We start from the raw sequence: 19,217 nt of genomic DNA, 5'->3' as shown, positions 1-19,217 counted from the left end.
CTTTTCTTTTGATCATTATGCGAGATATTTCCTATGAACCCCTTTTCCATCGTATGAAAACATCACTTCTTTTCCTTCAAGAACTGATTCGATATGCACACTTCTTCCCCATAGCTGAAATAAATACGGAAGGACTTTTTCTAAGTATTTCAGATCAAGTTCAATGCCTTCATACCAATGCTTGATATAAAGTTCATTATTTTTTAAATAGTCGCCATCCATCACGGTCAAATAAGGAAAGCCGCCATTGACCCTCATGCTGACTAGCTGATCACGAACAGCCTTCCATTCTTTATCGATGACTTTATAGTCTCTCCCCTGCTTTTGAAACAAGTACAAATCTTCTCTCATCACAAGGTCTTTTGTTAAGTAATTTCGAATAAAGGAAATATCTGATTCAATTTCCCTGACTTCAAACATTTTGCTGCGGCCCGATCCTTCTGTCACCCCTGCTTTTTTTAATTCTTCACATGGGTTGTCATAGCGCTCTTCGATATCTTCAAAAATCTTCAGACCTAAATAGTAAGGATTGATGCCTGTTTTAGATGGCTGCACCACGCCTGCATTTAATTTGGCAAACTCAATCGATTCACTTGAATCTAAATCAAGCTCACGCATAATCCGCTGATGCCAATACGATGCCCAGCCTTCATTCATAATCTTTGTTTCCAGCTGCGGCCAAAAATAGAGCATTTCCTCCCTCAGCATGGTGAGGACGTCCCGCTGCCACGGCTCTAGCTCCCGGGAGTGCGCCTCAATAAAGAGCAAAATATCTTTTTCCGGCTTTGGTGGAAATTGCTTGACGATTTTCTTTTTCTCATGCGTCTTCGGCTCATCCATTCCCCACAAATCATCATACGGCGTCTGACGTTTTGGTTTATCATCTTCACATTCTTCTTCATCATCCATATTCCAGCTTAGTTTTGAACGAACAAGAGACGGATCAATATGCTCCTGGAGAGCCAATACGGCGTCTAAAAAGGATTCAACTTCTTTTGTTCCATGAAGATGCTCATATTCTTTGATCCGCTCTGCCGCTGCTGACATGCTTTCTACCATGTCTCGTTTTGTGTTTTCGAAACGGCAATTGTTTTTGAAGAAATCACAGTGTGCCAGTACATGAGCCACAATTAATTTATTTTGAACAAGCGTGTTGTTATCAAGTAGAAAGGCGTAGCAAGGATTTGAATTGATGACCAGCTCATAAATTTTGCTTAATCCTAAATCATAATGAAGCTTCATTTTATGAAATTGCTTCCCAAAGCTCCAGTGGCTGAATCGTGTTGGCATTCCGTATGCACCGAACGTATAAATAATTTCCGCGGGACAGATTTCATACCTCATCGGATAAAAATCTAGACCAAATCCTTCTGCAATTTCTGTAATTTCATCAATGGCTCTTTGTAAAAGACGTTTTTCAGATACGCTCAAGGAAACCATCCCTCCTCATCGGACTTATCCCTACTATATGAGCGCACCTAAAAAAACATGATGTTCCGCCATTCGTTTAGACGACTTCCATTTCTTTCGTGGATTGCCCGCCGAATGACTCGAAATGAATATTCTGTTCTGGAATTCCCAGCTCTTTTAGTATATGAATCATCTCCTGTGTAAACACCGGGGAACCGCATAGATAAAATTGGCCTTTCCCTTCTCCAACCACTGATTGAAGGAATGGACGGTCAATGCGGGAAGCTGCCTTTTCAACAAGCTCACCCTTACCAGACTGCGCAAATTGTTCATTACATAAGATGATGCGGCCATGAGAAGCTGCAGCTAGAACGCGTTCAAATTCATTTTCAAAAGCAGTTACATCCTCTAATCGATCTGCATGAATCATTGTAAATGGCTGGCTGTTTTGCGCTGCTGTTTTCATTAAACCGATCATTGGTGTGACACCAGAACCAGCACTAATAAAATAAACAGGCTCTTTAGTGTCTTCTTGCAAACAGAACATTCCCTGCGGCATACTCACTTGAAGAACGTCCCCTTCTTCCATTTCATCCTGCAAAAATGTAGACACATGACCATCACGCTTTACTGTAAAGCGGTAATAAGAAGGATGATGCTGATCTGATAAGCTATATTGTCTGCTGCACATATAAGCTTCACCCGGCATATCTGCCTGTACCGTAACATATTGGCCTGCTTCATACATTGGCAGCTCTGATTCATCTTCTGGTACTAAGTAAAAGGAGATCAGCGATGGAGATTCCTGTATCTTTTTCTTAATCACAAATGGCTTCACATCTGCCCATCCGCCAGCTTGCTTTACATTCTCCTCCATCATTTCTGCTTCAATCGTGATAAAAATATTTGCAATAATGTCATATGCGGCCTTCCAAGCTAAAAGCGTGTCATCTTTTTCCGTTAAACCAAACACTTCTTTCATCGCTTCAATGAGGTGATATCCGACGATTGGATATTGCTCTTTTTTGACCATCACACTGACATGCTTATGGGCAATCTGTTTGACCGCAGGAAGTAATTCTTCTAATCGATCGATGTGCAGTGCTGCTTGATATAGTGTCGCAGCAAGCGCCTCTGGCTGACTTCCGTTCATGAGGTTTGTTTGATTAAATTGATTGAGTAGCTCTGGGTGCTGCCGAATCATATTTTGATAAAAAACAGTCACAAGTTTGGTTCCCTCAGCTTTTAATAGAGGGGCTGATTGTTTAATGGCATTCATTTGATCTTTAGATAACATCGTCATTCCTTCTTTCAAAAAGGTGTATTTTAAATACATCTTTATCGTAATGGATGGCAGCTTATAAAAGCAATATTTATAATACATGTTTTAAATGTTGTCACATTTAACACTTTCTCGAACAGTTTTTGTCTAAAATGTGTTACGATGATACAAAACTCTATCAGGTTTAGAGGTCGTCAAAATGAAACTAACGAATTATACAGATTTTTCATTAAGAGTACTCATTTATTTAGCATCAAGAGAAAACAATGAACTGTCAAATATTCAGCAGATCGCCGATGTTTATGGCATTTCTAAAAATCATCTGACAAAGGTGATTTATCATCTTGGAAAACGCGGGTATGTGGAAACGATCCGTGGAAGAAATGGCGGGATTAGGCTTGGGAAAAGCCCAGAAAGCATTAATATTGGAGAAGTTGTCCGTTATACTGAGGATGATTTAGTCATGGTTGAATGCTTTGATTCAAAGAAAAACAGCTGTATCATCTCTCCGATTTGTTCATTAAAGCATGTACTTCATGAAGCACTTACTGCTTACTTACGCGTTCTTGATCAATACACATTAAAAGATTTAACTCAAAACAAAGATGCTCTTAGAGAGCTCCTCCTTTAGGCGAAAGAATTCTATTCTTTCGTCTTTTTCTTTACCTTCTTGTAATAATAATTAATTTAAAATTATTATAAATAAATATTGACTATCAGGTTTGATTTAATATAATTAGGGTATATAGATTACTAGAAATCATTTTTTTGTTTACAGGAGGAGAAAAGAATGACAAATTCAAATCATAAAAATTTGACAACGAATCAAGGTGTGCCTGTTGGCGATAACCAAAACTCAAGAACAGCTGGTCACCGCGGACCTACATTTCTTGATGATTACCATTTGATTGAAAAACTTGCACACTTCGATCGTGAACGTATTCCAGAGCGTGTCGTTCATGCAAGAGGCGCCGGCGCTTATGGTGTGTTTGAAGTTGAAAATAGCATGGAGAAACATACAAAAGCTGCCTTCTTAAGTGAAGAAGGAAAACAGACAGACGTTTTTGTTCGCTTCTCAACAGTTATTCATCCTAAAGGTTCACCTGAAACATTGCGCGACCCGCGCGGCTTTGCTGTCAAATTTTACACAGAAGAAGGTAACTATGATCTAGTTGGTAACAACTTGCCGATCTTCTTTATACGTGATGCATTGAAATTCCCTGATATGGTTCACTCTCTCAAGCCAGATCCTGTAACCAATATCCAAGATCCTGACCGTTATTGGGATTTTATGACCTTAACACCTGAATCCACTCATATGCTCACATGGCTCTTCTCTGATGAAGGAATCCCTGCGAGTTACGCTGAAATGCGCGGTTCTGGTGTGCATACATTTAGATGGGTCAACAAATATGGAGAAACAAAATATGTGAAATATCACTGGAGACCTTCAGAAGGTATTCGCAATTTATCTATGGAAGAAGCAGCAGAAATCCAAGCGAATGATTTCCAGCATGCGACAAGAGACTTATATGACCGCATTGAAAATGACCATTACCCAGCATGGGACTTATATGTCCAGCTGATGCCGCTTAGCGATTATGATGACCTTGACTATGATCCATGTGATCCAACAAAGACATGGAGCGAGGAAGATTATCCGCTTCAAAAAGTAGGACGCATGACACTCAACCGCAATCCTGAGAACTTCTTTGCTGAAACAGAGCAATCTGCTTTCACGCCAAGTGCACTTGTTCCAGGAATCGAAGCATCTGAAGATAAACTGCTTCAAGGCCGTCTGTTCTCATATCCTGATACGCAGCGTCATCGTCTTGGTGCAAACTACATGCGCATTCCGGTGAACTGTCCTTATGCACCAGTACACAATAATCAGCAGGATGGCTTTATGACAACGACTCGTCCAAGCGGTCATATTAACTATGAACCAAACCGTTACGATGATCAGCCAAAAGAAAATCCTTACTACAAAGAAAGTGAGCAAGTTCTTCACGGTGACCGTATGGTGAGACAAAAAATTGAAAAACCGAACGATTTCAAACAAGCTGGGGAAAAATATCGAAGCTACTCTGAAGAAGAGAAGCAAGCATTGATCAAAAACCTAACAGCTGACCTGAAAGATGTAAATGACAAAACAAAATTACTTGCGATCTGCAACTTCTATCGTGCAGATGAAGACTACGGACAACGATTAGCCGATTCACTTGGTGTGGATATTCGCTCATACCTTCAAGGAAGCATGAAATAATTGATCCGTAATGAGCCCTCTTCATAAAGAGGGGCTGATATTGTTGACAAAGGGTTAAAATGATCTTTATTTTAACCCTTTGTCTTCTTTTCAGCGTGATAGAAAACCTTTGCAGTCTAGGAAGGACGAGTACTGGCGCGGAACGAATTTGACATTCGTGAGCACCGGCACGCAGGACTGACACCGAATGCGAGGGTTTGTCTACACGCTGGAGCACCTCTTTATTAGAGGTGCTTTTTTTTATAGCCGGAATACGTTAATACTAATCAAATGACCGGTCACCGGGTGAAAATAGATTTCTGCATGTGCGGCAAAAAGCGTTGAGCCTTCCTTCACGGTGACGCGAAACACATCTTTTGTCTGATCTTCATTTACTTGTGTACGCCCAATATATTGATAATCGTTTAAAGCGGCGCCTTCATATTCCTCTTGCAACGCTGTGTACGCAAGTCTTTCCCAATTTTCAACAGGCTGCATCGCTGCATTTGCTGCAGGATGGATCATGAAAATGCCATACAAAACCATTCCTGCTGCAAAAGGCATCCACCATTTCGGCTGCATAATATCATTGATCTCACTTTCATGTATATTTTGTTTATGTTTTGCTGGTCGATCCTTTTTCATACATGAAGCATTTATTCAGCCTAAAATTCCCGGTACATGATTGATGCGGACACCAACTTTTCCCCTGAAAATGTCGATATGTTCCGAGCAAACTAATGAGGACTTCTCAAGGGAAAGGAGAAGGTTTGATGAATGTGGCGGATTATGATAAAGCACTTTATTATACGCATCGCTCGCAATGGGATAATTTACTTATTCTTATGGTACGTACGCAAGATGACTTGCTCTCGAAACGTATTGAGCATTTCTTACACGCGTATCAATTTAACCGGAACGATGCTGATGTTGAAAAATGTTTATATGGGCTCCTGCAGTACATTGACCATGCTTCAGAGGCTGCTGCTTCTGAAGTTTATTCACAACCGATGTACACATAAAGAAAAAGGCTGATTATCAGCCTTTTTACATACACTTAGCAGTGCGCAGTGATTGGAAGCATAAAGTGGTCTTTTACCCATTCTTTTTTTGTATAAATAAACAGCGCATCCTCGTCATTTGGCGCCATAACCACATGTAAGCCGTCAATTGACGTATCAGGTGTAAAATAGAATATCACTTTTTCCGTCGTTTCATTCACAATATGTGCAACAACTTCCTCTATATTTTGCGGCTGGAGAGAAATGATATCAAAGACATGTATGGTTTCATTTTCTTCATTCATCAGGACAATGGTATCCAACGCTTCAATATAGAAAATGGCATCCGGCCAAACGAATGTAAAATAAAACATCAATAAGCTGCCATGGTCCTCAGCATCTAATTTCATTGATCCCGTTTGACGTTTTTCTGCGAACTGTTCAAGTAATGGCAGGTCATGTTCCAACGTCAGCTGCTTTTTGCGCATGTCCTTTTTCATTTGAATGGCGCTTTTGCCGATATTTAGACTAAATTCGCTTTCGTGGTAACGGGTAAAGCCGAATCTTGGATAAAAATCCAGTACAGTGTCATTGGCAAAAAGAAAAATCATATCATAGTCATTTTCGTACGTATCCATAATATGCTGCATTAACTTTGTCGCTAATCCTTTATGGCGGTAGGCTTGATCCGTCATCACCGTGCCAATTTGAACAGCTCGATACGTTTGGCCATCAATGATCAGTGACATGAGGTAGACGGAAGCGTTTGAGATCACTTTCCCGTGATGGATAAAGGAATAAGGAATATATTTTTCATCCCAGTACCCTCTTTTATACCAGTCACTAAAATCCAAATCAAATGTATTGATCGCTAACGCATTAAAGCTTTCTTTCAATTTGTCATCATGGCGATAACCATTCACTAATTCATATGTCTCCACTTTGTGCCCTCCTTTTTTAAATTCACCTTTCAGCCGGTTCATCACCTCCCTCAAAATAAAAAAAGACTTGATGAGCATATACTCATCAAGCCTTTTATCGTTTCATTCTTAGAAATTAGACTGGACATGCTTCTTTTCACGCAAAAGGGCACGTCAAATAAACCAACATCTGTGCCCTTTTTTATTCAATTCATTGAATTGAATGTGCGCTTAAAAGTTTTAGCATAACGACTAAATTCCCTTCTGTCATAGCAGTTCTTTCGGCTGATTTTTTTGATAATCCACTGCATACAGAGCCGCTTGTGTACGATCTGCCAGCTCTAGTTTTGATAATACATGAGATACGTGTGTTTTGACAGTCTTTTCAGAAATAAACAGTGATGAGGCAATTTCTTTATTGCTTTTCCCCTTTGCAATTTCGAATAAGACATCTCGCTCTCTATTGGTCAGCTCTTTCATTAATTTCCATTTTTGCCCTTTTGGCTCGGTCAAATGCTGCACAAGAAAGTTGGTGATATGAGCATCTAATTGATAGGTGCCCTTTTGTACGTCAATCATTGTCGTAAGGAGTTTTTCTGGCGCTACATCCTTGAGCTGATAGGCTTTTGCCCCTGCTTGAATAGCGGGAATAACATAATCTTTATCCGCATAGCTTGTCAGAATCACAATGCGGGTATCGGGCATTTCAAGCATCATTTGTTTCGTGGCTTCAATACCATTCATCACAGGCATCGATAGATCCATTAGAACAATGTCAGGCCGCATTTGTCTGACAACTTCTAATGCTTCTTCTCCATTAGAAGCCTCACCAACAATTTCGACGTCAGGCTGTGTCTGCAAGAAAAACACAAGCCCTTTTCTCACAATATGATGATCATCTGCAATCACGACTCTCATGACGACCCCTTCCTTTCTTGAGAAAATGGCACCTTCACTTGAATGGTGGTTCCTTTACCGAGCTCAGACTCTATACAAAATGTTCCACCAGCTCTTTTGATACGGTCAGACATGCCTTTCAGACCAAGTGAAGGGAGGCTCATTTGCTCGTCATACTGAAACCCTTTTCCGCGGTCAATGATTTTCATCTCAAACGTGTCTTTTGATTGTTCAAGCTGGACCTTGACTTCCTCTACTTCCGCATGTTTTTGACAATTATTCAGCGCTTCTTGGCATACCCGAAACAACGTTTCATGCTGCGAATGATCCATCTCCATACAGCCTGATAACGATAATGTACAGCGTAATCCTAAAAGCTTTGCATAGTCTTGAATCCCTGTTGTGAATCCTTTTTCAAGTCCTCTTGGTCTTAGCTGCCAAATGAGTGACCGCATTTCAACCAGTGCATCTTGTGACAAATGCTGAATAAAATCAATCATTTCCCCTAGATTCTGATCATTAGTCATTTGACGGGCAGCTTTAGCAGTCAGACTGACTGAAAATAGCATCTGGTTGACGGAATCATGTAAGTCCTGTGCAAGCCGGTTTCTTTCTTCCAAAAGAGCATGTTGATGTTCGTTTTGCACAAGCTTCATCCGTTGAATGGCGGTACCAATTTGAAGCGCAATGCTTTCAAGCAAGTTCAATTCTTCTTGCGTAAATGTGACTTTTCCTTTTGCCGCCACATTCAATAATCCGAACGTACGCTTACATGCTTTGAGGGGAACCGTCGCATGATGCGTAATTCCTTCAGTATCCCCAAGCTGCTTTTTCATCGCCGTTTCGATGCGTTTACAATTCATAATGTTTGTGGCAGATTGAAGTGAACCTTTTGTGTATCGATTGATGCAATAGCAATCGTTTTGGCACATGAGCTGTTTTTGATGCTTTGCCAGCGCTTCGGGTAAGGAGACCTCTGCCATCAATTCGTACGAACCGTCTTTTTCTATAAAATAAATCCATGCTGAATGAAAGCCTGTGATATCCATCAGCATATGGAGCACTTCATGAAGCGTATCTTTCATTTCCATGCCTTCATTTAGCTTTTCAGCAATTTCTTTTAACGTTTTTAATGTTTCAACCTTCTCTTGGTATTCTCCCATACTGTTTACCCCCGGCATTTGCTGCCTTCTCTTTTCATTACGCTCATTATACCATGAGCATTCTGCCGGCTCTTTCTCTAAAAGGATGATTTTTTCTCATCCGTTTGACTGAGAAAAAGCCATCATGCATTCACACGATGGCCTTGTTTGTTTATTTAGCTGTTTCTTCCACAATCTCATAAACGACTTTCATCACTTCTTCTGACAGATGCTTCAGCTTTTCTTCGCTATCTGTTAAAGATGTACCTTTGACTGCAATATAAAATTTCACTTTAGGCTCAGTGCCGGAAGGTCTTAAGCAGAACCACGAGCCATCCTCAAGGAAATATTTCAGCACGTTTGAAGCTGGCAGGTGAATGGTTTCTTCTTTCTTTTCGGCAACGAGGTGTCTTTGACTTGATTGGTAATCCTCGATGACAGTGATGCGCTGACCCGCGATAGCAGCTGGTGGATTTGTTCTAAAGGTATGAAGGATCGCTGAAATTTGCTCTGCTCCTTCTTTTCCTTTTAAGGTTAACGACTTTAACCCTTCCCGGTAAAATCCAAACTCCTTGAACATATCGACAAGCGCGTCGTACAAGGACTTGCCTTGTTTTTTATAGAAAGCAGCGACTTCGACAGCTAACAGCGCCGCTTGCACCGCATCTTTATCTCGGGCAAAGTCACCGATCAAATAGCCATAGCTTTCTTCGTACCCGAATTGAAACGTGTATTCTCCGTTCTCTTCGAATTGCTTGATTTTTTCTCCAATAAATTTAAAACCAGTAAGCGTGTCAATCGTATGGGCACCAAATGCTGAAGCAACAGCACGCCCAAGCTCACTTGTGACAATCGTTTTCATCACAACGGGACGAGGCGGCAGCTGACCAAGCTTTTGTTTTTCAGACAATAAATAATGGAGCAGCAGGGCTCCTGTTTGGTTGCCTGTTAAGACAGTAAACTCTCCATCATGATCTCTGACCGCAATGCCTAACCTATCCGCATCTGGGTCTGTTGCAATGAGGATATCAGCATTCTGCTTTTCGCCAAGCTTGATGGCATACTCAAATGCTGCATGCTCCTCTGGATTTGGCGATGTCACTGTTGAAAATTGCGGATCTGGTTTTTCCTGTTCAGGCACAACGGTCACATGCTGATAGCCTAAAGCCTGAAGCCCTTTTCGGACAGGCTGGTTGGCCGTACCATGAAGCGGGGTAAAAACGACTTTGACATCGACCTCACCTGCCAGCTCAGGGTGGACACTGATGGTTTTTAATTTTTCAATATACGCATGATCGATTTCTTCTCCGATCATCTTGATCAGCCCTTGTTGTTTTAACGTTTCTTCTGAATCAACTGAAATCGACAGTTCATTTTCTATTGCATCTACTTCTTGAATGACTTGATCTGCTTGAAGTGGAGGCAGCTGTCCGCCGTCTTCTCCATATACTTTATAGCCATTATATTCTGGTGGATTATGACTTGCTGTTACGACAATCCCAGCAAATGCATTCAGCTCTCGAACAGCAAAGGAGAGCTCCGGTGTTGGACGCAGTTCGTCAAATACGTATGTTTGAATGCCCTGTGAAGCAAGAGTTTTGGCTGCTTCCATCGCAAATTCAGGCGATTTATGGCGTGAATCATATGCAATGGCGACGCCTCTTCTTTTTGCATCCTCTCCATGTTTCGCAATATACGCAGCAAGGCCTGCAGATGCTTTACGAACTGTGTACACATTCATTCGGTTCGTGCCGGCACCAATCTCTCCGCGCATTCCTCCAGTGCCGAACTCAAGGTTTTTGTAGAAACAGTCTTCAAGTGCTAATTGATCATCTTGATGTGCCTCCAGCCATTCCCTTAGCTCAGTATCCAGGTGCTTCTCATTGATCCATCGCTCATAATTCGTCTTCCAACTCATGGTCGTCCTCCCAGCTCTTATCATCAATAAAATACTTCTACTGTTATTTTATATGGAATCATCCTTTATGTCATGCTATATCATTGGCAGATGAAGAAAATGCTGAACAAATAAAAAAGCCGATACATGATCGGCTTTTCTTTTATTCAGCATCAAGTGGTACAACTGCTTCATGGAATAGTTGATCTAATTCTGTTTGATGTTTCTGTTTTGCTGCTTCATCCCAGCCAAAACGCTCTGCCATATAGTCAACGACAGGCTGTGCATATTTTTTCGCCCAGTTGATATTAAATAATAGGCTTCCTGTTCTTCTTAAGAAGAAATCAACAGGGGTAACAGCTAATTCTTCTTCGATTGCATAGACAAGCTCTGCCAGTACATACGCTGGAATGTTTCGTTTGTCTGCTTCACCTTGAAGCTGCTCTACACGCTTGAAGAGACTGCTGACGTTTGAGCCATATTTTTCAGCGAGTTTTTGAGCAATCGGTTCTGTTAAACCAACAGATACTCCTTCTGCTGTTTTCGCTTGGACAAAGGATGCCATATTTTTAGACCCGCCTACATGACCGCCTGAAATTGGCATATGCTTTGTTTTACATGGCCCGAAGTCTTTGCCCGTTTCTTCTTTCAGTCCATCACGTACGAGATTCACAATGTGCTCAGCCATTTTGCGGTAGCCTGTTAATTTACCGCCAGCAATAGTGATTAAGCCTGAAGATGATGTCCATACTTCATCCTTACGAGAAATTTCTGAAGGGTCTTTGCCCTCTTCATGAATGAGTGGACGAAGACCAGCCCAGTTAGATTCAACATCTTTTTCTGTAATATTGAGATCAGGGAACATGTATTGAATCGCTTTGATGACATAATCACGATCTGCTTTTGTCATACGCGGATGCTCCAGCTGCTTTTTGTACACTGTATCTGTTGTTCCTACATACGTTTTGCCTTCTCTTGGAATCGCAAAGACCATACGTTTATCAGGTGTGTCAAAGTAGATCGCTTGTTTTAATGGGAAGACTGATTGGTCGAATACTAAGTGAATACCTTTTGTATGCTGTAAGTGCTTCCCTTCTTTTGAGTGATCCTTGTCTCTTAGCTGATCGACCCATGGACCTGTCGCATTGACGATTTTCTTCGCATATACATCGTAGGTTTTCTGCGTCATGACATCTTCAATGACAACACCGACAACTTTGCCTTTATCATAAATAAATTCTTTTACTTTCGCATAGTTGACCGCTTCTGCCCCGAATTTCACAGCTTCTTTCATGACTTCGATTGTCAGGCGTGCATCATCTGTACGGTATTCAACATAGTAGCCGCCGCCTTTTAAGCCGTCCTTTTTCACAAGCGGTTCTTTTGCAAGTGTTTCCTTCGCACTTAGCATGCTTCTACGCTCGCTATGCTTGACACCAGCTAAAAAGTCATACACTCTAAGCCCAATGGATGTTGAAAACTTACCGAATGTCCCGCCTTTATGCATCGGTAGAAGCATCCATTCTGGTGTTGTCACATGAGGACCGTTTTCGTATACAATGGCACGCTCTTTACCGACCTCTGCGACCATCTTCACTTCGAATTGTTTTAAATAACGAAGTCCACCGTGCACTAGTTTCGTTGAGCGGCTAGACGTACCTGCTGCGAAATCCTGCATTTCTGCAAGACCAACGCGCATCCCGCGTGAAGCCGCATCAAGTGCTGTACCAGCGCCTGTAATACCCCCGCCAATGATAAACACATCATATGGTTTTTTTGTCATTTCCTGCATCATTTGTTCCCTTTCTAAGCTAGAAAAAGTCATCTCTTGTTCCTCCCATGTTGTACGGTAAAGAAAAAGAGACCGCAAACACCCAAAGCGTATTTCTACACTTCGGTGCCTGCGGTCTCTCCAGTTCTCCAACCGTTCTATTAACTTACTTGAAGTATACCATACTTTTGGTTTATTTGAAAGCTTGAGCTGCTTTTACAGCCTTTTTCCACCCGCTGTATAACGAGTCACGGCTGTCCTCTTCCATCTTAGGGTCAAAGCGCTTGTCAAGGTTCCATTGTTTTGCAATGTCTGAACGGTCGTTCCAGAAGCCAACTGCTATTCCCGCAAGATAGGCCGCACCGAGTGCCGTCGTTTCATTAATTTCTGGACGCTCTACAGGCACATCCAACAGATCACTTTGGAAGCCCATTAAGAAATCATTCTTCACAGCTCCGCCATCAACACGCAATGTTTTTAATGAAATGTTTGAATCCTTTTCCATCGCATCTAACACATCTTTCGTTTGATAAGCAAGTGATTCTAACGTTGCTCGGACAAAGTGCTCTTTAGAAGTACCGCGTGTTAACCCGAAAACAGCGCCTCTGACATCACTATCCCAGTATGGTGTGCCTAGACCAACGAATGCCGGAACGACATATACGCCCTCTGTTGACTCAACGCGCTCTGCATATGCTTCGCTGTCTTTCGAGTCTTTAAACATTCTCAGTCCGTCACGCAGCCACTGAATCGCTGAGCCAGCAACGAAAATACTTCCTTCTAAAGCATATTCAACTTTGCCGTCAATGCCCCATGCAATCGTCGTTAATAAACCATGATCCGACTTAATGGCTTTTTCCCCTGTATTCATCAACATGAAACATCCTGTACCATATGTGTTCTTCGCCATTCCTTCTTCAAAGCAAGCCTGACCGAATAAAGCAGCCTGCTGATCTCCCGCCGCTCCTGCAATCGGAATATTTCTGCCGAAGAAGTGATAGTCTGTTGTTTCACCATAAATGTGTGAAGATGGTTTCACCTCCGGAAGCATAGATGCAGGTACGCCAAGGATATCAAGTAATTCTTCATCCCATTTCAGATCGTAAATGTTGAACATTAACGTTCTTGACGCATTGGAATAATCTGTGACGTGTGATTTACCGCCTGTCATCTTCCAAATAAGCCAAGTATCGATTGTGCCAAACAGTAAGTCGCCATTTTCTGCTTTCTCACGGGCACCTTCTACATTGTCTAAAATCCATTTTACCTTTGTACCTGAGAAATAAGCATCGATGAGAAGACCTGTTTTATTTCTAAACGTTTCATTGTGTCCTTGCGCTTTTAAATCTTCACAAATGCCAGACGTTTGTCTTGACTGCCAAACAATTGCATTGTAAATAGGTGCGCCTGTATGTTTATCCCAAACAACAGCTGTCTCACGCTGGTTCGTAATTCCGATACCAGCGATTTGGTCTGCTTCAATTCCTGATTCAATTAAAGCTGTTGAAATGACCGATAGAACAGAGCTCCAAATTTCATTTGCATTGTGTTCTACCCAGCCTGGGTTCGGAAAATATTGATTAAATTCCTTCTGAGCTGTATGTGCAATTTTGCCTTCTTGATCAAATAAGATTGCTCTTGAGCTTGTTGTCCCTTGATCTAATGCAAGAATATATTTTTCTTTTGTCATGATGTTTTCCTCCCCTTACATACTTTCATTTACAGCATTTGTTTGGTTTTTCGTAGAGACATAGAGTCCTAACAATACCACAACTAAAATAACGCTTACAATCCAAAAGGCTGGAGTGACGTTCGCTTTAAAGGCTGCATTGTAGAAAACACCGCCAAATGCGCCGCCTAAAATTGGACCAATAACTGGCACCCAAGCATATTTCCAATTCGATGGGCCTTTCCCTGGAATCGGCAGGATCGCATGTGCAATTCTCGGACCTAAATCACGTGCAGGGTTAATGGCATAACCAGTTGTTCCACCTAAAGAAAGACCAATTGCAACAATTAAGAAACCAACAATCAGCGGATTGACTCCGTCTGCAAATTTATTTGCACCAATCGCTAAGATTCCTAGAACCAATACAAATGTACCGATGACTTCACTAAGTACGTTTGCAAAAGTATGCGGAATCGCAGGACCAGTTGAGAATACACCTAGCTTTGCACCTGGATCATCTGTTGCTTTCCAGTGCGGTAAGTAATGTAAAAAGACAATAATAGCCCCTATTAATGCGCCAAGCATTTGACCAACAATATACATTGGAACATCAGCCCAAGGAAAACTTCCTTCTAGCGCAAGCCCAATTGTTAGTGCGGGATTTAAATGCGCTCCGCTGATTCCACCCGTTGCATAAGCTGCAATGGCCACTGCAAATCCCCATCCGAAAGCGATTACAATCCATCCGGATTGATATGCGAGCGATTTCTTTAAATTAACTGCCGCACACACACCGCCTCCAAAAATGATGAGCAGCATTGTACCTACGACTTCTCCCCAAAATGGTGTCATGAAAAATTCCTCCTCTGGTTCAGTTGCCATCCCCTATGAATGTGTAGAAAAGATAAAGAAAAAGATCCACAACAAACATACTTTACATCAGGGTCATTTGTCACCTAGTAAAGCGCTGTTGTGGATCTCCGTTTCTCCATCACATGATATTAACTTAGTGCAATAGTATCAGAGGATGAAAACGTTGTCAATAAATATTCACATTTTCTCTTCTTCACTTTTGGAACGCTTTCCAAAGGGTGGTATTCGAGGTCGTCACAGCTGTAGCCCCTGCTTCAAGCGCTCTTTCTACATCTTCTTTTGTACGAATAAATCCACCTGCAAATATTGGGATCCCAGCTCGCTCGCGCACTTCTGTAATTAAATCTGGTACGACTCCCGGCAACACTTCAATAAAATCTGGACGATGCTTCCCGACGAACTCCATGCTTTTTTCCATGGCACTCGTATCAAGTAAAAACATTCGCTGAATGGCATATACCTTTTTTTGCTTGGCTTTTACTATGACAGAAGACCTAGTAGAAATAATTCCTGCTGGCTTCATTTCCTGACAAATAAATTCCGTTCCATACTCATCATGTTTAATCCCGTGAATGAGATCGACATGGACAAACATTTTTTTGTGATGAGCATTTGCCTCATTCATGATGCCCTTTAGCCGGCCTAAGTGAACATCAAGTAAGACACCATATGTAAATGGACTTTTTAAAAATTCCTCAAATTGCTTCATATTGCGAACAGCAGGTAGAATAGGTTGATCATGAAAACTCATATGCCGTCTCCTTCAAAAGTGTATTGGATCAGTCTTCTCCTAACAGTAATAGAAACTCTTCTATTTTTCAATACACCTAGTGTGTCCAATACCGATTTCACCTCACATCATCTTCATAGACCTAGCTCAAAATGCTGGAAAGCATGCTTTTATTCCATAGAAAAAAGCAGAGAAGTCTCTCTGCTATAGCTGTGCCATGCTTTCTTTTAAGGTATTGATGATAAATGAGGCGTCATCATCTGTGATATTAAGCGGCGGTGCAAGCTGGGCAACGTTATTATAGCCGGCAACTGTATCACCATTTTTCCCGATGATCAGCCCGCGTTTTTTACATTCTGCGATCAGTTGACCGACAACATGTGGCTCAGCTGGTTTTTTGGACTGCTGATCCTGAACAAGCTCAATGCCAAACAGCAAGCCTTTTCCTCTGACATCTCCGACAAATGGGTGCTCTTTTAACTCTTGCAAACGTTCAAGCATATCTCGCCCCAGCGCATCTGACCGTTCCACTAATTGCTCGTTTTCCATAATCTCTAGGTTGGCAAGTGCCACCGCACAGGAAGCAGGGTGACCGCCAAATGTATTCACATGGCGCAGCCGGTCATACGTATCTTCCCCTGCATAAGCTTCATAGATTTCTCGTTTCACGCACGTTGCAGAAAGCGGTAAATAGCCGCTTGTAATCCCTTTTGCCATGGTGATAATATCCGGCTTTACTTCCTCATGCATAAAACCAAACCGCTTCCCTGTCCGGCCAAAGCCGCAGATGACTTCATCTACGATAAGAAGCGCCCCATGAGCTTCACAGATGTCTTTGACCTTCTTCAAATACCCTTTTGGCGGCATTAAGATACCTCCGCCCGTAATGATCGGCTCCATAATGACCCCAGCAATGGTCTCGCTTAGTTCCCACGTCATAGCCTGATCAATCGCCGCAGCACTCGCCAAATTCTCTTGGTCCTCAGGATGACGATACACATCAGGAGGTGCAACGTGGATAAAGCCCTGACCTAATGGTTCATATTTATATTTACGCTGCGCTTGACCGGTTGCGGCAAGAGCAGCTGCTGTATTGCCGTGATACGACCGGTACCGGGAGATGAACTTTGTCCTTGTACTCTCTCCTTTTTGCGTATGATATTGTTTGACAATTTTAAATGCGGCTTCATTGGCTTCAGAACCGCTGTTAGAAAAGAAGATGACATAGTCCCCGCCAAGCCACTCATTTAGCTTTTCAGCCAGCTGAATCGCCGGCACGTGGCTTTGTGTAAGCGGATAGTAAGGCATTGTCTTTAATTGCTTATACGCCGCTTCTGCAAGCTCTTTGCGGCCATATCCGGCATTTACACACCAAAGGCCTGACATCCCGTCTAAATAGCGATTTCCATGAATATCTGTCACCCATGCACCTTCTGCCTCGTGAATGACCATACTTTCATTTTCCTTGTTTGTCCCTTTCATATGATGCCAGATCAACTGATCATCTTTCGTCTGAAGATTTTGCGCCTGCTCATGTATTTTCATCTTCCCGCCCCCATGTATCCGTTTTCATCATTAAAGAAGCTTAGACCAGTTCAATAGCATATTGCCTCTCCATTCATTATATGGATGAAACGTGAGGCATATGAAACTGGAACTTGACAGTTTCTTTCATTATAAAAAAGGGGGCAGGCCGATTACATTAGACAGATCGTCAACTGATTGAACACCATCATAAGACACTTTTCTTGATGCCTTGGCAAATTGAACACACTCCGCTAACGTCGATTTCCTTGCAGGAATTCATAAGCAAGAATCGCAAATTCAAGTGCCTGGCGTTTCGGCGCCTGCATCATATCCTCACCAAGCAAGGCATGCAGTTTATCCAGTCTATGATAAAGGGTTTGCCTGACAATATAGAGCTGGCTTGCGGTTTCTTTTTTAGAACCGTTTGTCTGTAAAAAGATATTCAGCGTTTGATAGAGTCTCCCGCTATTTTGATTATCGTATAAAATCACGGGCTCTAAATACTCTTTCACCATGCATTCAAGCAGACCGCTTTCCTTCATCATAGGCATGAGACGAAGCATATGTAGATCTTGGTAAAATGGACTTTCCACCCGCTGAGGCATCACTTTTTTTAAATGCAGCACTTCTTTGGCTGCTTGAAAGCTTTTTCTCATGTGCTGAAACTGTTCACAATATTGACCGATACCAAAATTGATCTCGGCCCCTCGGGGCTGCTCCCGGTCATACAATTGTTTGATGTCGTTTGCAGCCTTTTCTGCACGCTCTTTCCAGTCCTCTTTCTTTCTCGTGTTTAATAAAATAAACAAGGTTTGTCCTTGATGCTCATATGCAATCAGATAGAAACCCGCACGCTGAAAAATGGAGCGGCAAGATACGAGAAAGTAAAGATTCCCTGCAATTTCTTCGATTTGATGATGCTTTTGAAAGAGCAAAACTACGCAGCCAGTTGGCTTTTTCAACCCTTCTGTTTCTTCAAGGTGCTCTATGATCTCTCGTTCTGTATGCTCTTCTTGGAACCATTTTTGCAGCCATTCATTCTCTTTTGTTTTCTTCAGCTCTTCTGTATAAAGCTCTCTTAATGTTTGCTGGGCTAGAGCATTCGCTCCTTTATCCATCACGAGCAGTTCAAATTCAGAGAGCGTGTCCGCTTGATGAATGAGCACAAGATCTGCAAATGTTTGTTTGAGTGCAAGCACTTGTTTTTGCGTCACTTCGTATCCTTTTGGCACGGAAGCAAACTGCAAATAATTCATGACCAGTTCTTCGGTTGGTTTGGAAGAATCACATAAAATAATCGGCTCGCCCTGAACAGGGAGGAGTAAAAGAATCCCCCTTACATGCTGATACACTTGATCCAAAATATCCATCTGCGGATGCGGGGTCAGTAAAAGCTCATTTAGCTTTGATGATAGTGCTTCTAAATCTGCCATCATTTGATACTGACGCTCGATCATCATTGTATGAAGATGCTGCGTGATGTTGACGAACTTCACTTCTTTTGTAAACAGAATAAGCGGAAAATCTCTTTCTTCTGCATAGGTCAGCAATTCTTCCGGCACATCGAATCTTAGCGGAACAAATTCAATACACAAGCCGGCTGCCCCTGAATCAATCAGCTGTCGTAAAAACGCTTGAAACACATCCAGTTGATCATGGAAGCCTGCGGCTGTCGTTAATATAAGCTCGCCTCCATTTAACAAATCCTCTACATCAGGCACTTCTAACACATGGATCCATTTGACCTGCCGAAACAATCCTTTTTCCCCTGCTAACACTTTTGCATGCGCAAAATGCTTCGTTTTCAACACGTCACTCACTTGGAAATGAACATCTACATTCATTCATATGTC

16 protein-coding genes are annotated in these 19,217 nt (G+C 42.0%); 3 read left to right on the top strand and 13 right to left on the bottom strand.

Annotated elements, in window-relative coordinates; all coding sequences use genetic code 11:
- Window positions 1–15: 15 nt before the first annotated feature.
- Window positions 16–1,440, bottom strand: coding sequence for a SpoVR family protein (locus C6348_RS00395; protein ID WP_411266095.1), 1,425 nt, complete (start codon window positions 1,438–1,440; stop codon window positions 16–18).
- Window positions 1,441–1,507: 67 nt separating this feature from the next.
- Window positions 1,508–2,707, bottom strand: coding sequence for a globin domain-containing protein (locus C6348_RS00390; RefSeq protein ID WP_106041416.1), 1,200 nt, complete (start codon window positions 2,705–2,707; stop codon window positions 1,508–1,510).
- Between the two features lie 184 nt (window positions 2,708–2,891).
- On the opposite strand from C6348_RS00390, the gene C6348_RS00385 reads away from it, so the two are divergent.
- Both C6348_RS00385 and C6348_RS00380 read left to right on the top strand, forming a co-directional pair.
- On the top strand, window positions 2,892–3,323 hold the full coding sequence (locus C6348_RS00385; RefSeq protein WP_034663719.1) for an Rrf2 family transcriptional regulator: 432 nt from the start codon (window positions 2,892–2,894) through the stop codon (window positions 3,321–3,323).
- A gap of 159 nt (window positions 3,324–3,482) precedes the next feature.
- Window positions 3,483–4,958, top strand: a complete 1,476-nt coding sequence (locus C6348_RS00380) for a catalase (RefSeq protein ID WP_106041414.1) — start codon at window positions 3,483–3,485, stop codon at window positions 4,956–4,958.
- A 240-nt stretch (window positions 4,959–5,198) separates the two neighbouring features.
- Here C6348_RS00380 and C6348_RS00375 read toward each other — a convergent pair whose 3' ends face one another.
- On the bottom strand, window positions 5,199–5,582 hold the full coding sequence (locus C6348_RS00375; protein WP_060595857.1) for a YqzG/YhdC family protein: 384 nt from the start codon (window positions 5,580–5,582) through the stop codon (window positions 5,199–5,201).
- Between the two features lie 128 nt (window positions 5,583–5,710).
- Between C6348_RS00375 and C6348_RS00370 the strand changes: the two genes are divergently transcribed.
- A complete protein-coding gene (locus tag C6348_RS00370) occupies window positions 5,711–5,959 on the top strand; it encodes a YhdB family protein (RefSeq protein ID WP_024426598.1) in 249 nt (82 codons plus the stop codon).
- Window positions 5,960–5,994: 35 nt separating this feature from the next.
- Here the strand turns inward: C6348_RS00370 and C6348_RS00365 are convergent, their stop codons facing one another.
- The 10 genes from C6348_RS00365 to C6348_RS00315 form a co-directional block, all read right to left on the bottom strand.
- Complete coding sequence (locus tag C6348_RS00365) at window positions 5,995–6,879, bottom strand: GNAT family N-acetyltransferase (protein ID WP_106041412.1); 885 nt, start codon at window positions 6,877–6,879, stop codon at window positions 5,995–5,997.
- A gap of 246 nt (window positions 6,880–7,125) precedes the next feature.
- Complete coding sequence (locus C6348_RS00355; protein ID WP_034663727.1) at window positions 7,126–7,776, bottom strand: response regulator; 651 nt, start codon at window positions 7,774–7,776, stop codon at window positions 7,126–7,128.
- On the bottom strand, window positions 7,773–8,918 hold the full coding sequence (locus C6348_RS00350) for a GAF domain-containing sensor histidine kinase (RefSeq protein WP_106041410.1): 1,146 nt from the start codon (window positions 8,916–8,918) through the stop codon (window positions 7,773–7,775). The genes C6348_RS00355 and C6348_RS00350 overlap by 4 nt, the downstream gene beginning before the upstream one ends.
- Window positions 8,919–9,069: 151 nt before the next feature.
- The gene (locus tag C6348_RS00345; RefSeq protein ID WP_106041408.1) at window positions 9,070–10,815 is read right to left on the bottom strand and encodes a phospho-sugar mutase; all 1,746 of its coding nucleotides are present in this window, start codon (window positions 10,813–10,815) and stop codon (window positions 9,070–9,072) included.
- Between the two features lie 142 nt (window positions 10,816–10,957).
- On the bottom strand, window positions 10,958–12,619 hold the full coding sequence (glpD, locus tag C6348_RS00340) for a glycerol-3-phosphate dehydrogenase (protein WP_106041406.1): 1,662 nt from the start codon (window positions 12,617–12,619) through the stop codon (window positions 10,958–10,960).
- Between the two features lie 139 nt (window positions 12,620–12,758).
- Complete coding sequence (gene glpK / locus C6348_RS00335; RefSeq protein ID WP_060595850.1) at window positions 12,759–14,255, bottom strand: glycerol kinase GlpK; 1,497 nt, start codon at window positions 14,253–14,255, stop codon at window positions 12,759–12,761.
- Between the two features lie 15 nt (window positions 14,256–14,270).
- Window positions 14,271–15,086, bottom strand: a complete 816-nt coding sequence (locus C6348_RS00330) for an MIP/aquaporin family protein (protein ID WP_095284949.1) — start codon at window positions 15,084–15,086, stop codon at window positions 14,271–14,273.
- Between the two features lie 214 nt (window positions 15,087–15,300).
- Complete coding sequence (locus tag C6348_RS00325) at window positions 15,301–15,858, bottom strand: glycerol-3-phosphate responsive antiterminator (protein ID WP_034663739.1); 558 nt, start codon at window positions 15,856–15,858, stop codon at window positions 15,301–15,303.
- Between the two features lie 183 nt (window positions 15,859–16,041).
- Window positions 16,042–17,382, bottom strand: coding sequence for an aspartate aminotransferase family protein (locus C6348_RS00320; protein WP_106041404.1), 1,341 nt, complete (start codon window positions 17,380–17,382; stop codon window positions 16,042–16,044).
- 233 nt (window positions 17,383–17,615) lie between these two features.
- Window positions 17,616–19,208 carry a PucR family transcriptional regulator gene (locus tag C6348_RS00315; protein ID WP_106041402.1) on the bottom strand — a complete coding sequence of 531 codons (1,593 nt, stop codon included), beginning with the start codon at window positions 19,206–19,208 and terminating at the stop codon, window positions 17,616–17,618.
- Between the last annotated feature and the right edge of the window lie 9 nt (window positions 19,209–19,217).

The sequence above is a fragment of the Bacillus sp. YBWC18 genome, assembly GCF_002998775.1.
In the GTDB taxonomy this organism is placed as follows: Bacteria; Bacillota; Bacilli; order Bacillales; family Bacillaceae; genus Bacillus.
Note: the sequence above shows the minus strand (reverse complement) of the source record. Positions and strands in the feature narration are given on the sequence as shown.

Excerpts from the sequence above, each read along its gene's own strand:
- C6348_RS00390 (WP_106041416.1), bottom strand. The coding sequence starts at position 2,707 with ATGTTATCTAAAGATCAAATGAATGCCATTAAACAATCAGCCCCTCTA.
- glpK (WP_060595850.1), bottom strand. The coding sequence starts at position 14,255 with ATGACAAAAGAAAAATATATTCTTGCATTAGATCAAGGGACAACAAGC.
- C6348_RS00345 (WP_106041408.1), bottom strand. The coding sequence starts at position 10,815 with ATGAGTTGGAAGACGAATTATGAGCGATGGATCAATGAGAAGCACCTG.
- C6348_RS00380 (WP_106041414.1), top strand. The coding sequence starts at position 3,483 with ATGACAAATTCAAATCATAAAAATTTGACAACGAATCAAGGTGTGCCT.
- glpD (WP_106041406.1), bottom strand. The coding sequence starts at position 12,619 with ATGACTTTTTCTAGCTTAGAAAGGGAACAAATGATGCAGGAAATGACA.
- C6348_RS00395 (WP_411266095.1), bottom strand. The coding sequence starts at position 1,440 with ATGGTTTCCTTGAGCGTATCTGAAAAACGTCTTTTACAAAGAGCCATT.
- C6348_RS00350 (WP_106041410.1), bottom strand. The coding sequence starts at position 8,918 with ATGGGAGAATACCAAGAGAAGGTTGAAACATTAAAAACGTTAAAAGAA.
- C6348_RS00355 (WP_034663727.1), bottom strand. The coding sequence starts at position 7,776 with ATGAGAGTCGTGATTGCAGATGATCATCATATTGTGAGAAAAGGGCTT.
- C6348_RS00325 (WP_034663739.1), bottom strand. The coding sequence starts at position 15,858 with ATGAGTTTTCATGATCAACCTATTCTACCTGCTGTTCGCAATATGAAG.
- C6348_RS00315 (WP_106041402.1), bottom strand. The coding sequence starts at position 19,208 with ATGAATGTAGATGTTCATTTCCAAGTGAGTGACGTGTTGAAAACGAAG.
- C6348_RS00375 (WP_060595857.1), bottom strand. The coding sequence starts at position 5,582 with ATGAAAAAGGATCGACCAGCAAAACATAAACAAAATATACATGAAAGT.
- C6348_RS00330 (WP_095284949.1), bottom strand. The coding sequence starts at position 15,086 with ATGACACCATTTTGGGGAGAAGTCGTAGGTACAATGCTGCTCATCATT.
- C6348_RS00320 (WP_106041404.1), bottom strand. The coding sequence starts at position 17,382 with ATGAAAATACATGAGCAGGCGCAAAATCTTCAGACGAAAGATGATCAG.
- C6348_RS00370 (WP_024426598.1), top strand. The coding sequence starts at position 5,711 with ATGAATGTGGCGGATTATGATAAAGCACTTTATTATACGCATCGCTCG.
- C6348_RS00385 (WP_034663719.1), top strand. The coding sequence starts at position 2,892 with ATGAAACTAACGAATTATACAGATTTTTCATTAAGAGTACTCATTTAT.